The organism is Kitasatospora sp. NPDC004272 (assembly GCF_053603035.1).
The window spans coordinates 35,486-49,267 of the sequence record NZ_JBSGET010000051.1 but is presented as its reverse complement, the minus strand read 5'-3'; the positions used below and the strand labels follow the sequence as shown (position 1 = coordinate 49,267).

The window sequence follows — 13,782 nt, the reverse complement described above, 5'->3', positions numbered from 1 at the left end:
CGCCCGGACGGCCAGCGCCGCCCCGCCCGCGACCGCGCCGACCGCGAGCGCCGTGTGCACCGCCCCGGCCCCGCGGTGGTCGCGCCACAGCCGGTGCTCCAGCCGGGCCGCGGCGGTGCCGAACAGGGCGACGGGGTGTCCGCGCCGGGGGTCTCCGAGCCGGGCGTCCGCGAGGTATCCCGCGACCGCGCCCACCAGGTACGGGGCAGCCCGCATGGCGTCGTGTCCTCACTCAGGGTCCGCGCCCTGGATCGACGGAACGGGGGCCAGAGTCTCCTGACTTCCGGTCACCCCCGCGCGGGGTGTCCGGTCACAGTGGCGGGACCGCGCCGGACTCGCACCGGCTTCCTCTGCTTGCCTCCGTTTGGCCCGAAGATCCCACCACGCCCGCTTCCGCGCGGTCAACCGAGCCGGCGGAGGGGTTGGTCACATCCGGCCGGAGGCACCGGAAGGGCCCCGCCGAACCGGTCGGCGGGGCCCGGGGCGCAGCTCAGGACGGGTGTCCGGCGGAGCCGGTCAGGGCGTGTGCACGACGGGCCGCGGCGCGGTCGGCATGCCGTCGCCGAGGAAGAAGCCCGGGTGCGGCGGCTGGTTGTAGGCGGTGTTCTGCCAGGCGACCGCCTCCCGGTACTGGACGTCGTGCATCAGCGTGGTGATCCGCAGCGAGGTCGGCACCGGCGTCGAGTAGATCCGCAGCGCCCGGTTGTCGGTGGTGGGCCACACCACCTCCTCGCGCCAGTCGCCGAACAGGTCGGCGGAGAGCGACGGGGTGGCCTTGGTGCTGTTGTTGGAGTGCACGCCGGCGGCGGTCAGCAGCCGGGTGTCCGCGCCGGTGCCGTACTTGTCGACGTGGGTGCCGTCGAGCAGTTCGCGCACCGGGTCGCCGTCCCACCAGAGCGTGAAGTTGGCCGAACCCGGCTTCCGGCCGACGTTCTCCCCCTTGGCGCTGTAGAGGCCGCTGACCCCGGACGACCAGGACTCGGCGCCCGGGCTGCCCGCGTACACGTCGTCGGAGACGCCGCGCCCGTTGTCGCAGGCGCAGTCCGGCTGGTGCCACAGGATCTGGCCGGTCCGCGCGTCGGCGAACCAGGCCGAGTACTTGCCGGTGCTCTCGTCGACCTTGAACTCCTCCAGGCCCGGACGGCTCGGGTCGAGGTCGCCGACGTGCATCGCGTCGCCGTGCCCCTGCCCGGTGTTCCACAGCCCGCGCCCGTTGTCGTCCAGGGCCATCGCCCCGTACACGATCTCGTCCCTGCCGTCGCCGTCCACGTCCGCGACGGCCAACTGGTGGTCGCCCTGGCCCGCGTACGCGCCGTTGCCGGAGGCGTCCGAGTCGAACTTCCACCGCTCGGTGAGCCTGCCGTCGCGCCAGTCCCAGGCCGTGACGACGGTCCGGGTGTAGTAGCCGCGGGCCATCACGATCGACGGGCGCGAGCCGTCCAGGTACGCCGTCCCGGCCAGGAACCGGTCGACCCGGTTGCCGTACGAGTCGCCCCAGGCCGAGACGGTGCCGCGCGGCGGGTCGTAGTTCACCGTCTGCAGCGCGGCGCCGCTGCGCCCGTCGAAGACCGTCAGGAACTCCGGCCCGGACAGCACGTACCCGCTGGAGTTGCGGTAGTCGGCGGTGGCGCTGCCGAGGGTCCGCCCGGTGCCGTCCACCGTGCCGTCCGCGGTCTTCACGGCGACCTCGGCCCGCCCGTCGCCGTCGTAGTCGTACACCTGGAACTGCGTGTAGTGCGCGCCGGAGCGGATGTTGCGCCCCAGGTCGATCCGCCACAGCCGGGTGCCGTCCAGCTCGTACGCGTCGAGGTAGGTGTCGCCGGTGTAGCCCGACTGCGAGTTGTCCTTGGCGTCGGTCGGGTTCCACTTCAGCACGAACTCGTACTGCCCGTCGCCGTCCAGGTCGCCCACGCTCGCGTCGTTGGCCTCGTACGTGTAGGAGCCGCTCGCGTTCGACCCACCGGGCGGCGGGGAGATCGGCACGTCCCGGTAGCCGTCCGCGAAGCCGACCGAGGCGGGCGAGGCGGCCTGCTCGACGCCGCCCACCACCGCCCGCACCGTGTACGAGGCGCCGGCCGGCGCGCCGCCGTCCAGGTAGTCCGTCGCGGTGGTCAGCGGCGCGGAGTTCACCCTGGCGCCGTCCCGGTACACGTTGAACGCGACGCCGTCCGGGTCGGTGGCCAGCCAGCGCCAGGACACCAGGTTGCCGGTGCCGCTGCGCACCGAGACCAGACCGCGGTCCAGCTTCTCCACCTGCCGCCCCTGCCCGGCGGGCGGCTGCCCGCTGCCCGACGCGCTCGGCGACGGACTGGGCGAGGGGGACGTTCCGCTGCCCGGACTCCCGGTGCAGAGCGTGCCGTTGAACGTGAACGAGGTCGGCACCGAGGCCGCGCCGGAGCCCGGCACCGAGCCGTTGAAACCGAAGCTCACCGCGCCGCCGGCCGCCACCGCGCCGTTGTAGTCCAGGCTCTTCGCGGTGACCTGGCTGCTGCCGAGCGTCACGTCCGCGTTCCACGCCTGGGTGACCTGCTCGCCGCCGCCGAACGACCACTGCAGCGTCCAACCCGTCACGGCGTCACCGAGGTTGGTGATCTGCACGTTCGCCCCGAAGCCGCCCTGCCAGGTGCTGGCGACCGTGTAGTCCACCCGGCATCCGGCCACCGCCGCGCCCGCCTGCTGCACCGCCCAGCCCGCACCGGTCACGGCCAGCGCGCCTGCCGCCAGCCCCGCGACCGGACGCCCGGCCCACCGTCTGCGATGTCCTGCCATCGTTGCTCCTTCAGGGAGGGGACGGATAATTGGGAGCGCTCCCATGACATCCATCCAGGCTGGCGGGACGCCGTCAACCCTCCGGCCCGCGCGTTGCGAAACTTTCGCTGCGGCCCCGGTGAACTCCCAGGTGGGGAAGGCCGACCGGCCCGAAGGTCGGGCGCGGAGGGGGCTGGTGCGGAGGGGGTCGGGCGGGCGGCTACGCGCCGTCGGTGTCGCCGCCGCGCAGGGAGCGGATCATGCTCCGCAGGCTCCGGAGCGCGTCCGCCTGCTCGGCCCCGGTCATGCCCGCCAGCATCCGGACCTCGACCGACCGGACCGCCGCGCTCGCCTGTTCCAGGCTGCGCCGACCGCGGGGGGTGAGCCGTGCGGGCAGGGCCTTCCCGACGGGCGCCTGTGCGGGCCTGGTCACGTAGCCGTCCCGCTCCAGGTTCTGGAGCAGCACGTTCATCGACTGCCGGGTCACGAACGCGCCGCGCGCCAGCTCGGAGTTGGACAGGCCCGGCCGCTGGGCCAGCAGTTCGAGGCAGGAGTAGTGCGTCACGGTCATCCCGAGCGGCCGCAGCACCTCCTCCATGGCCGCGCGCAGGACGCTCGAAGCCTCCTTCAGCAGGTAGCCCAGTGAGGTGTCCAGGTCGATGCCGGTGCCGCTTTGACTCATGTCAGAAGTCTGACATACGTTGGTCCGTGTCAGGAATCTGACACGAAGAGGAGGAGCACCGCCATGCCCGTCACCGGCCCCGACTTCATCTCGCTGCAGGTCCGCGACCTCACCGCCGCCCAGGCGTTCTACGAGCAGTACCTCGGCCTGGTCCGCTCGCCCGCCGGGCCCCCGCACGCCGTCGTCTTCCGCACCGAGCCGATCGCCTTCGCCCTGCGCGACGTCGTCCCCGGCACCGACCTTGAGGCCGCCGACCGGCCCGGCATCGGCACCGCGATCTGGCTGCACGCCACCGACGTCCAGGCCATCCACGACGCCCTCGCCGCCGACGGCCACCCCGTCGTCTCCGCGCCGGTCGACGGCCCCTTCGGCCGGACCTTCACCTTCGCCGACCCCGACGGCTACCACGTCACCCTCCACGACCGCGCCTGACCGGCCCGGCCCGGCCTGGCCCGGGCGCCGCCGCCCGTCGGCCCCGGTCCGGCCCGTCCGTCCCGGTTCGTCGCTTCGCCCAGCCGCGCCGCCCCGCGGCCGTCCCCGCTTCGTGCCATCCGCGGCTGTGGCCCGCCCCGCCGCCGCCCCTACCGTCGGAAGGCATGCGACGCAGACAGCCGCCGGCCCCCGCGCCGGTGCCGTTCTCCCCGGCCGCCGCCCGCGCCCACCGCACCGCCCTCGGCCTGACGGTCGACCAGGTCGCCGACGGGCTGGCCGCGCACGGCGTGCGGCTGCTGCCCGGACACGTCCTCGGCTGGGAGGAGGGCCGGATCCGGCCCGGCGAGGGGGAGTTGACCGCCCTCGCCCGCACCCTGTGGTGCCCGCCCGCCGACCTGATGGGCGCCGCCCCCGCCACCCTCCGCGAGCACCGGATCGCCCGCGGCCTCGCCCCCGACCAGGCCGCCCGCCTGCTCGGCCTCGCCCCCGACACCTACCGGCGGGCCGAAGCCACCGGACGCTGGACCGGCAGCGAGGAGCAGACCCGCCTGCTCGCCCGCGTCCTCGCCCTCGACCTCCCCACCCTGCTCCACCTCACCGGCCGCACCGCCGAACTCGAAGCCCGCCTCCGCCAGGTCGTCCAGGGCCGCTGGCAGGCCCAACTCGCCCCCGTGGCCCGCCTCGTCCCCGCCGACCCGGCCCTGCTCGAACACGTCCTGGCCACCCTCCAGTCCGAACACCACACCCCCGCCTCCTGGGGCACCACCCCACCCCCGCCCCGCCCCGAACCCGTCCCCCGCTTCTGGCAGTTGCTCGCCGAGGCGGGGGAGAAAGTCTAGTGCGGCTTCCGCACCAGCACCTCGCCCACGAAGTCACCGTCCGGACCGGAGGGACACACCTGGGCGTGCAGGACGCCCTCGGAGCGCAGGACCACCCCGGCGCCCTCCGGCTCGGCCCGACGACGGCCGTGCCCGGACGCGCCCCTTCCCGGGAACACCGAGCAGCGCCCCGGTGTCGGCCGACAACCGGTCCCCCTCGGGTCGGAGGTCCGGTTCCGCCGCCCGGTTCCGCCGTCCGGGTTCCAGCGCCAACCGGTCGGAGAACGTGCAGGACCGGTCTCCGACCGGTCCGTGCGCACCAGTTCCGCGCAGCTCCCGTTGACCGCCGGACGGGGCGGCACGGCCCGGGCAGGATCGACCCGTGACCGTGGCGGAGATCGGAACCACCCTTTGCGCAGCGCTCGCACTGCCGATCAGCGTGCTCGCGGCCTGGTGGACCAGGCGTTCCGGCGACCGGGCTGCGGACGCCGCCCTGAGCGCCGGGCACGACCAGGCGGACGCGGCCATCGCCGCGGTGCGCCTCCAGCAGTCGGGCGGGCGGGAAGCCGAGCGGCAGAGCGTGCTCGCGGCGGCGTTGTCCCGCTTCCTGCGAACGGTCGACGAGCTGGAGGCGGTGGTGGGGCGCCTGCCGAGCATCGACCACGAGCTGAGGGCCGTACGGGTCGCCGAACACGGGGCGGCCGTCCAGACGGCGTTCGGGGCGCTGGAATTGCTGGCTCCCCCGGATCTCCTGGGCAGGGCGGGGGACCTGCTGAAGCAGTGCCGCAAGCTTGAGGAGCTGGCGCTCGACCGCGCGGTGCTCCGTACGGTCGTGGCCGCCGTGTTCGACGGTGCGTGCAAGTGGGACGACCCCGAGACGTGCGACGTGCCCGAGCACGGCTCGGCCTGGGTGGCGCTTGAGCTCCTGGAGGACTGGCCGGACAAAGCGGTCGGCGCGAGGCGCGAAGAACGGGACCTCCTGGAGTTCTGCCTGCTGGACAGCGGCCGGGTCCCGCCCGAGGAGGTCGCCGGGGTGCTCGCGCTCGCGGACCGGTGCCCCGCAGCCTGGCGGCTCATGATCTCGGGCGCGGTCCTTCCCCGCGATCTGCTGCTGGAGCGCTTCGCCTGGCTGCGCGCGGAGTTCATGGCCGCCGCCCGGCCGCTGTACCCGTGAGCGCTCCCCGGGGAGCGGGCCGCCGGTCAGCGGAGGCGGCCCGGCGGGAGCGCGCCTCCCCGGAGCCGCTTCCGGAAGGGGCCGGGGACTCCTGACGGCACCGGCCCCGTCGCCGGGGCCCGTCACCCGGGCTGGTGCCCCGAATGGCCGTCCGGAGCGGGGGCAGGTGCACTGGGAGCACAGGACCGCCAGCACCCGGGAGAGCGCCATGCGTTGGGGAACCGCAGCCGCCGTCGCGGCCGCCGCAGCAGGAACCGGAACGGCGGCTTTCCTGCTGCTGGGTCGGAAGGTGTCGGACCGGGTGGTGCGGCCGGGCACCGTGCAGGTGCTCTCGGCGCCCGCGCCGGTGAAGGTGCACGCGCTCGGGCCGGGCCGGGTGGTGCTGACCTCGACGCCGGACACCCGGCGGCGCGGGACGTACGCGCTGGAGTGGGGCGAGGACGGCCACGCGGTGGTCGGCGGGGTGCTGGAGCAGGGCGGCGACCGGGTCACCCGGCGGCTGGAGCGCGCCGACGGCGGGACGCTGGCGGTCGGCACCGAGGTCAGGGTGACGCCCCGGGTGCTGCTCGGCGATCCGCGCACCGCGCTCGGCCTGGACTACGCGGACGTCGCCGTGGCCAGTGAGCTCGGCGACCTCCCGGCCTGGCGCACCGCCGGGATCCGCGGCACCTGGGTGCTGCTGGTGCACGGCCCCGGCACCGGCCGGGAGCAGGCGCTGGCGGTGCTGCCGCTGCTGCACGCGCTGCGGATGCCCTCGCTGACGCTCAGCTACCGCGGCGACCGGGACGCGCCGGCCCCGCCGGACGGTCTGGGCCACTTCGGCGAGACCGAGTGGCAGGACGTCGAGGTGGCGATCCGGTACGCGCTGTCCCAGGGCGCCGGGCAGGTGGTGCTGTACGGCTGGTCGGTCGGCGCGACCATCGTGCTGCACGCCGCGGCCCGCTCCACCTGGCGGGACCGGATCGCCGGGGTGGTGCTGGACTCCCCGGTGCTGGACTGGTCCGAGACCGTCCGCCGGGAGACCGCCTGGGCCTGGTCGTCCCCGGCGCTGGGCGAGCTCGGCGCGCTCTCCGCCCAGGGCCGCACCGGCGTGGACCTCGCCGACTTCGCCCGGATCGCCTCCGGCGCGGACCTGCCCGCGCCCGCGCTGCTGCTGCAGGGCACGGACGACCGGGTGGCCCCGTGGAGCGCCGCCCAGGCGCTGGCCGACGGCCGCGACGACCTGGTCAGCCTGCACCCGGTGCCGCACGGCGAGCACGCCGCGCTGTGGAACGCCGATCCGGCGGGGTACACCGAGGCGCTGCGCCGCTTCCTCACCCCGCTGCTCTGAGCCCCGGGGGCCGGGACCGGGAACCGGAACGCCGGGTACCGCGTCTTCGTCTCGGAGCGGTCACAATATCCGCCATGTCCACGCCGAAAAGCGGAGCGTTTCGTCCCGTTTCACGGTGACTCGTCCCCCCGTCGTTCGAGCCGTTCGGACGACGGGCCGAGACAGCCCGGCAGTCGATGTGACAGAAGGCCCGTACAAGGGGAAGACTGCACGGCGTGACGTCTCGGAACCCGCGCGACCGTGATGCCCCGCACCCGCCCCACCGCACCGGTGCGACGGTGACCCGTCTGCCCGGCACGGCGGCCGTCGGTCGTGCGGAGGGCACTCCCCCCGTCGCCGCCAATCGCCGCCGGGTCCCCGCGAAGCCGGGGCGCGGCCGGGTGCCCGTCCCGGACGGCTTCCCGGCCCCCTCCGAACTCGCCCCGCTGGCCCGCCGAATGCTCGCCGACGCCGTCCGGGTGGCCCGCTGGGCCGGCGAGCTCTCCGAGGTCGACAAGCGCGGCGAACTCCTCCCCGAGGACGCCCGGGCCGCCGGGCGCGCCCTGGCGATGACCGTCGGCGCCGCCGCCAACGCCTGGGGCCAGGCCCTGCTGGTCGGCCTGGTCGAGCTGCGCGACGGCGGAGCCGGGCCCGGCTGGCGGCTGCACGCCTGGGAGCACGACGACGAGGCGGTGGTCCGCGGCTGGTCCGCGCTGTTCGACGCCTGGACGCTGCTGGCCCCCGTCCCGCCCGCCGCGCTGCGCGGGGTCTTCGCCCAGCTGGCCGGGCAGGCCGTCGACCAGGCCCCCCAGCTGCTGTCCTTCCTGCACCTGGTGGACGGCCCGGTCGCCGACAGCGAACTGCTCGAACTGCTCCGCCGCGGCCTCGACGAGCGCCGCCTCGGCCCCAGCTCCGGCACCTTCCCGCTGTCGCCCGTCCCGCACGCCGCGTTCGCGGTCTCCGCCGTCCGCGGCACCTGCCGCGAACCGCAGATCGACACCCCGCACTCGCCCGCCGACGTCGCCGCCGTCCTCGACTGGATGCTCGACGGCCTGGCCGCCGTCGGCGCGCTCGGCCGCCGCGACGAGGCCGCCGAGCTCTCCCCGCTGGGCCACTGGGCTGTCCGGGCCAAGCTGGAGGAGATCTGCACCGTCGCGCAGACCGCCGCCGGCCACATCGAGCAGAGCGCCGCCGAGCTGCTCAGCGCCTGCGCCGACTACAGCCCCGGCCCGGCCCGCGCCGAGTTCCGGGCCTGGGTCGCCGCCCGCCCCGCCGACCGCGCCGTCGCCGAACTGCTGGAGGCCGCCCGCGGCGAGGACGCGCTGGTGCGCGGCCTGGCCTTCGAGGCGCTCCGGGTGGTGGCCGGCTCCACCGCCGAGCAGGGTGTGCGCGGCGCCGTGGACGAGCCCGTCCTGCGCCCCTACGCGCTGCTCTGGCTGGCCGAACAGCTGGACGAGGACGGGGTGTCCCCGGCCGACGTGCTGGGCGCGGAGGACGCCGCCTGGCTGTGGGTGGACACCGCCGCCGCCGTGCTCGACCACGGCGAGACCGCGCTGCTGGTCGGCCACGTCGAGGGCGCCTCGGCCGGCGAGCCGGTGCGGCTGTTCAACCGCGCCCGCCAGTCCGGCCACCCGCGCGCCGCCAGCGTGCTGACCGCCGTCGCCTCCGTCCACCCCGACCCGGCGGTGGCCCGCGCCGCCCGCCGCAGCGCCTTCTCCGTCCACAACGGCGGCGCCTGAGCCCGCACCGGCACACGGAAGAAGCCGCCCTCCCGGAGAACTTCCCGGGAGGGCGGCTTCTTCGTGCGGCGGGTGCGTCAGCCCCGGTTCTCGGCGCGCCGGGCGCGGACCACGCCCACCTTCTCGCCGACCTTGCGGCGGATGACCAGCAGCGGCGCCATCGCGGCCAGCGCGATCTGGGCGACCGCGCCGATGTGCATCAGGGTGTCGCCGCCGGGCAGGCCCGCCGCCCAGGAGGCGAGGCAGCCGATGGAGACCACGATCCAGGCGAGCGTCGCGGTGGCGAGCAGGCCCTGCGGCTTCGGGTACTCGATCCGGCTGACCATCAGGTAGGCCACGCCGAAGATCATCAGCAGGCCGGGGACGAACGGCGGGTCGAGCAGCACGATGGCCAGCACGGTCATCGCGCCCATCGGGCAGGGCATGCCCTGGAAGATCCCGGGCCGCATCTTGACCGCCGAGAAGCGGGCGAGCCGCAGCACCACGGCGAGCAGCACGGTCAGCGCGATGAACGCCGAGAGCTGCTGGTTGGTGCCGGGGGAGACCAGGCCCCACACCGCGACGAAGTAGGCCGGCGCGATGCCGAAGCTGATCAGGTCGGCTAGGTTGTCGAGCTCGGCGCCGAGCGCGGAGGAGCGCAGCTTGCGCGCCACCAGGCCGTCGAAGAGGTCGCACATGGAGCCGATCAGCAGCAGCGTCACCGCGGTGGCGGCGCTGTGCTTGACCGGGGCGGCCGACTCGTTGGTCAGGTGCGGCATGAGGATCCCGGTGGTGATCGAGTAGATCGCCAGGAAGCCGCAGACGGCGTTGCCCAGGGTCAGGAAATCGGCGGTGGACAGGTGCTGGGGGGAGCGGGGGGCGCGCAGTTCGCGGTCCCGGGCCCAGCGGCGGCGGCGGAGCTCGGTCGACTCGTCGTCGTCGAGCTCCATGAGGGTTTCCGGATCAGTCACGGTCAAGGCGAGTCACCCCGGCGGTGGTCTTCTGGCCGACCGTGACGCCGACCTCGACGCCCGCCGGCAGGTAGGTGTCGACGCGGGAGCCGAAGCGGATCAGGCCGACCCGCTCGCCCTGCTCGACCTTGGTGCCGGCGTCCACGTAGGGGACGATGCGACGGGCCACAGCACCCGCGATCTGCACCATCTCGATGTCGCCGAGCTCGGTGTCGAAGTGCCACACGACGCGCTCGTTGCGGTCGCTGTCCTTGTTGAACGCCGGGACGAACCCACCGGCGATGTGCTCGACGGACGTCACGCTGCCGGCCAGCGGCGCGCGGTTGACGTGGACGTTGAGCGGGCTCATGAAGATCGCGACGCGGGTGCGGCCGTCCGGCCACTCGTCGATGGACTGGACCACGCCGTCGGCCGGGGAGATCACTCGGCCGGCGCCGATCTCGCGCTCGGGGTCGCGGAAGAACCACAGCATGCCAGCGCTCAGGGCGCAGGCGGGCACGGCCGCCAGGGCCCACTTGCCGGAACGCCGGGTGAGGGCGGTCGTCACGGCGGCGGTGGCCAGCGTGGGAACGAACCAGGGGGTGGCACCGCGCGCGATGGTCACGCGGGGACGCCGACCCTCGGGTCCGGGACCCTGGGCGGAGGTGTGAGGGGACGGGCTGATGGGCATCGAGGACCTTTAGTCGCGGCCCCGCGCGGGGACACTGAATGGCCCCTGGACGGGGGCCACCGCGGGGATCGAGTTGTTTGGACGGCTGCTGTCCGGGTGGATGCTATCGGGACCTGCCCGTACCTGGGCAAGCCGCCTGCTAGTCGAGCTACGTCTACCTACTGGGTCGAGCACCTGCTATGCATACGACCGTAACCGGAGCGGGCGCGGTTCCCCAAGAGGTCCTGGGTCACGGGTGATTCACGTCTCAGTGACGCCGGAGTGACACGCGGTGCACGGAGGCGACCCACCGGCGCGCACCTGGGGAAACGCGCCGGCGGGTCGCCTCGGGCGCCGTTCCCGCCGGAGGGACCGGCTGACCAGGCCGGGACGGGTGCGGCGCGGTGCGGACGACGGGCCGCACGCCCGCCGTCCGCCCCGGGAAGGGGTCCTCAGTCGGCGAGCCGGTACTCCTCCAGCAGCCGGCGTCCTACGATCATCTTCTGGATCTCCGCCGTACCTTCACCGATCAGCAGCATCGGGGCCTCCCGGTACAGCCGCTCGATCTCGTACTCCTTGGAGAAGCCGTAGCCGCCGTGGATCCGGAAGGAGTCCTCGACGACCTCCTTGCAGTACTCGGAGGCCAGGTACTTGGCCATCCCGGCCTCCAGGTCGTTGCGCTGCCCGCTGTCCTTCTTGCGGGCGGCCATCACCATCATCTGGTGCGCGGCCTCGACCTTGGTGGCCATCTCGGCCAGCTTGAACTGGATCGCCTGGTGCTCGGCGATCTTCTTCCCGAAGGTGACCCGCTGCTGGGCGTAGGCGATGCCCAGCTCGAAGGCCCGGCGGGCCACCCCGCAGCCGCGCGCGGCCACGTTGACCCGGCCGACCTCGACGCCGTCCATCATCTGGTAGAAACCCCGGCCCGGGACGCCGCCGAGCACCCGGTCGGCCGGGACGCGGACGTCCTGCAGCACCAACTCGGTGGTGTCGACGCCCTTGTACCCCATCTTCTCGATCTTGCCGGGCACGGTCAGGCCGGGCACCGTCCCGTTCGGGCCGAAGCCGGGGGTCTTCTCGACCAGGAAGGTGGTCATGTTCTTGTACGGGGTGCTGCCGCCCTCGTCGGTCCGGCACAGCACCGCGACCAGGCTGGACGTGCCGCCGTTGGTCAGCCACATCTTCTGGCCGTTCAGGACGTAGTGGTCGCCGTCCCGGACGCCCTTGGTGGAGATCGCCGACACGTCGGAGCCCAGGCCCGGCTCGGACATCGAGAAGGCGCCGCGCAGTTCGCCGGCCGCCATCCTCGGCAGGAAGTGCTGCTTCTGCTCCGGGGTGCCGTGCGCGTTGATCATGTGCGCCACGATGAAGTGGGTGTTGACGATGCCGGAGACCGACATCCAGCCGCGGGCGATCTCCTCCACCACCAGGGCGTAGGTGAGCAGCGACTCGCCGAGGCCGCCGTACTCCTCGGGGATGGTCAGCCCGAACAGGCCGAGCTGCTTCATGCCCTCGACGATGGCGGTCGGGTACTCGTCCCGGTGCTCCAGTTCGGTGGCGACCGGGATGATCTCCTTGTCGACGAACTCCCGCACGGTGGCGAGGATGTCCCGCTGGATCTCGGTGAGGCCGTCGGTCTGTGCGAGGCGTCCCATCGTGCGGCTCCGTGAATGCTCGTGAAGATGAGGGTGAGGGGTTGGGGGCTCCGCGGCGCGTGGCTGCCGCGGAGCCCCCGGGAACCGGGTAGGGGCGAAGGCCGATGACGGCGGCCCGCCCGTCCGGGGCTCTGAGGGCGGTCAGGCGAGCGGCTCGGGGCGGCCGGGCTGTTCCCCGCCGCGCTCCTTCACGTACGTCTCGGTCGGCACCATCACCTTGCGGCGGAAGGTGCAGACGACGGTGCCGTCCTGCTTGTAGCCCTTGGTCTCGACGTACACGATGCCGCGATCCGGCTTGGATGTCATGTGCTTGTCGAGAACTTCGGTCTCGCCGTACAGCGTGTCGCCGTGGAAGGTCGGCGCGACGTGCCGCAGCGACTCGATCTCCAGGTTGGCGATCGCCTTGCCGGACACGTCCGGGACGGACATGCCGAGCAGCAGCGAGTAGACGTAGTTGCCGACCACCACGTTCCTGCCCTGCACGGTGGTGGTCGCGTAGTTGGCGTCCAGGTGCAGCGGGTGGTGGTTCATGGTGAGCAGGCAGAACAGGTGGTCGTCGTACTCGGTGACGGTCTTGCCGGGCCAGTGCTTGTAGACCGCGCCGACCTCGAACTCCTCGTAGGTGCGTCCGAACTGCATGGCGTCAGGCTCCGGGGATCTCGAACTTGGTGGTGCGCTCCATGCCCGCGGCCCGGCCCTTGCCCGCGATGACCAGGGCCATCTTGCGGCTGGCCTCGTCGATCATCTCGTCGCCGAGCATCGCCGAGCCCTTGGCGCCGCCGGCCTCCGAGGTGCACCAGTCGTAGGCGTCCAGGATCAGCTCGGCGTGGTCGTAGTCCTCCTGCGCGGGCGAGTAGATCTCGTTCGCGGCGGCGACCTGGTCCGGGTGCAGCACCCACTTGCCGTCGAAGCCGAGGGCGGCCGAGCAGCGGGCCACCTCGCGGTAGCCCTCCTGGTTGCGGATCTGCAGGTAGGGGCCGTCGATGGCCTGCAGGTCGTTGGCGCGGGCGGCCATCAGGATCCGCATCAGGATGTAGTGGTAGGCGTCGGCGCCGTAGCCGGGCGGCTGCTCGCCGACCACCAGGGATTTCATGTTGATGGACGCCATGAAGTCGGCCGGGCCGAAGATGATCGTCTCCAGCCGGGGCGAGGCGGCGGCGATCGCGTCGACGTTGACCAGGCCCTTGGCGTTCTCGATCTGCGCCTCGATGCCGATCTTGCCGACCTCCAGGCCGACGGTCTTCTCGATCTGGGTGAGCAGCAGGTCGAGCGCGACCACCTGCTCGGCGTCCTGCACCTTGGGCAGCATGATGCAGTCCAGGTTCTGGCCGGCGCCCTCGACCACGGTGATCACGTCCCGGTAGGTCCAGTGCGTGGTCCAGTCGTTGACCCGGACGACCCGGGTCTTGCCGCCCCAGTCGCCGTTGTTGAGGGCGTCCACGATGTGGTGCCGGGCGCTCTCCTTGACCAGCGGGGCGCAGGCGTCCTCCAGGTCGAGGAAGACCTGGTCGGCCGGGAGGCCCTGGGCCTTCTCCAGGAAGCGCGGGTTGCTGCCGGGCACGGCCAGGCAGGAACGGCGCGGACGGAGGCGGTTCACGGTCGTCATGAGGAGGGGTGTTCCTTCCG

13 protein-coding genes and 1 riboswitch are annotated in these 13,782 nt (G+C 73.5%); of the genes, 5 read left to right on the top strand and 8 right to left on the bottom strand.

Annotation, left to right across the window (positions count from 1 at the left end):
* The 3 genes from ACWEO5_RS17775 to ACWEO5_RS17765 form a co-directional block, all read right to left on the bottom strand.
* Positions 1 to 216, bottom strand: a 216-nt coding sequence (locus tag ACWEO5_RS17775) for a cobalamin biosynthesis protein (protein ID WP_452163254.1), incomplete at its 3' end; no start/stop codon positions are given.
* A gap of 31 nt (positions 217 to 247) precedes the next feature.
* A riboswitch (cobalamin riboswitch) is annotated at positions 248 to 377 on the bottom strand.
* Between the two features lie 139 nt (positions 378 to 516).
* Complete coding sequence (locus tag ACWEO5_RS17770; protein ID WP_452163253.1) at positions 517 to 2,769, bottom strand: rhamnogalacturonan lyase family protein; 2,253 nt, start codon at positions 2,767 to 2,769, stop codon at positions 517 to 519.
* A 199-nt stretch (positions 2,770 to 2,968) separates the two neighbouring features.
* The gene (locus ACWEO5_RS17765; RefSeq protein WP_452163252.1) at positions 2,969 to 3,430 is read right to left on the bottom strand and encodes a MarR family winged helix-turn-helix transcriptional regulator; all 462 of its coding nucleotides are present in this window, start codon (positions 3,428 to 3,430) and stop codon (positions 2,969 to 2,971) included.
* A 63-nt stretch (positions 3,431 to 3,493) separates the two neighbouring features.
* On the opposite strand from ACWEO5_RS17765, the gene ACWEO5_RS17760 reads away from it, so the two are divergent.
* The 5 genes from ACWEO5_RS17760 (at position 3,494) to ACWEO5_RS17740 (ending at position 8,902) form a co-directional block, all read left to right on the top strand.
* Positions 3,494 to 3,862, top strand: a complete 369-nt coding sequence (locus ACWEO5_RS17760; protein ID WP_452163251.1) for a VOC family protein — start codon at positions 3,494 to 3,496, stop codon at positions 3,860 to 3,862.
* A 164-nt stretch (positions 3,863 to 4,026) separates the two neighbouring features.
* Positions 4,027 to 4,701, top strand: a complete 675-nt coding sequence (locus ACWEO5_RS17755; protein WP_452163250.1) for an XRE family transcriptional regulator — start codon at positions 4,027 to 4,029, stop codon at positions 4,699 to 4,701.
* A gap of 361 nt (positions 4,702 to 5,062) precedes the next feature.
* Positions 5,063 to 5,854 (top strand): hypothetical protein, encoded by a 792-nt coding sequence (locus tag ACWEO5_RS17750; RefSeq protein ID WP_452163249.1) that lies wholly within the window; start codon positions 5,063 to 5,065, stop codon positions 5,852 to 5,854.
* 208 nt (positions 5,855 to 6,062) lie between these two features.
* The gene (locus ACWEO5_RS17745; RefSeq protein ID WP_452163248.1) at positions 6,063 to 7,184 is read left to right on the top strand and encodes an alpha/beta hydrolase family protein; all 1,122 of its coding nucleotides are present in this window, start codon (positions 6,063 to 6,065) and stop codon (positions 7,182 to 7,184) included.
* Between the two features lie 380 nt (positions 7,185 to 7,564).
* A complete protein-coding gene (locus ACWEO5_RS17740) occupies positions 7,565 to 8,902 on the top strand; it encodes a hypothetical protein (protein ID WP_452163247.1) in 1,338 nt (445 codons plus the stop codon).
* Positions 8,903 to 8,979: 77 nt separating this feature from the next.
* On the opposite strand, the gene ACWEO5_RS17735 is transcribed toward ACWEO5_RS17740, so the two are convergent.
* The 5 genes from ACWEO5_RS17735 to ACWEO5_RS17715 all read right to left on the bottom strand — a co-directional run bounded on the left by ACWEO5_RS17735 (position 8,980) and on the right by ACWEO5_RS17715 (position 13,762).
* Entirely contained in the window at positions 8,980 to 9,831 is an 852-nt protein-coding gene (locus tag ACWEO5_RS17735; protein ID WP_176190528.1) for a CDP-alcohol phosphatidyltransferase family protein, read from the bottom strand.
* Positions 9,832 to 9,844: 13 nt separating this feature from the next.
* The gene (locus ACWEO5_RS17730; RefSeq protein ID WP_344552285.1) at positions 9,845 to 10,522 is read right to left on the bottom strand and encodes a phosphatidylserine decarboxylase; all 678 of its coding nucleotides are present in this window, start codon (positions 10,520 to 10,522) and stop codon (positions 9,845 to 9,847) included.
* A gap of 431 nt (positions 10,523 to 10,953) precedes the next feature.
* Complete coding sequence (locus tag ACWEO5_RS17725) at positions 10,954 to 12,156, bottom strand: acyl-CoA dehydrogenase family protein (protein ID WP_452163246.1); 1,203 nt, start codon at positions 12,154 to 12,156, stop codon at positions 10,954 to 10,956.
* Between the two features lie 141 nt (positions 12,157 to 12,297).
* Positions 12,298 to 12,795, bottom strand: coding sequence for a MaoC family dehydratase (locus tag ACWEO5_RS17720; protein ID WP_452163245.1), 498 nt, complete (start codon positions 12,793 to 12,795; stop codon positions 12,298 to 12,300).
* Between the two features lie 4 nt (positions 12,796 to 12,799).
* On the bottom strand, positions 12,800 to 13,762 hold the full coding sequence (locus tag ACWEO5_RS17715) for an HpcH/HpaI aldolase/citrate lyase family protein (RefSeq protein WP_452163244.1): 963 nt from the start codon (positions 13,760 to 13,762) through the stop codon (positions 12,800 to 12,802).
* Positions 13,763 to 13,782: the final 20 nt, after the last annotated feature.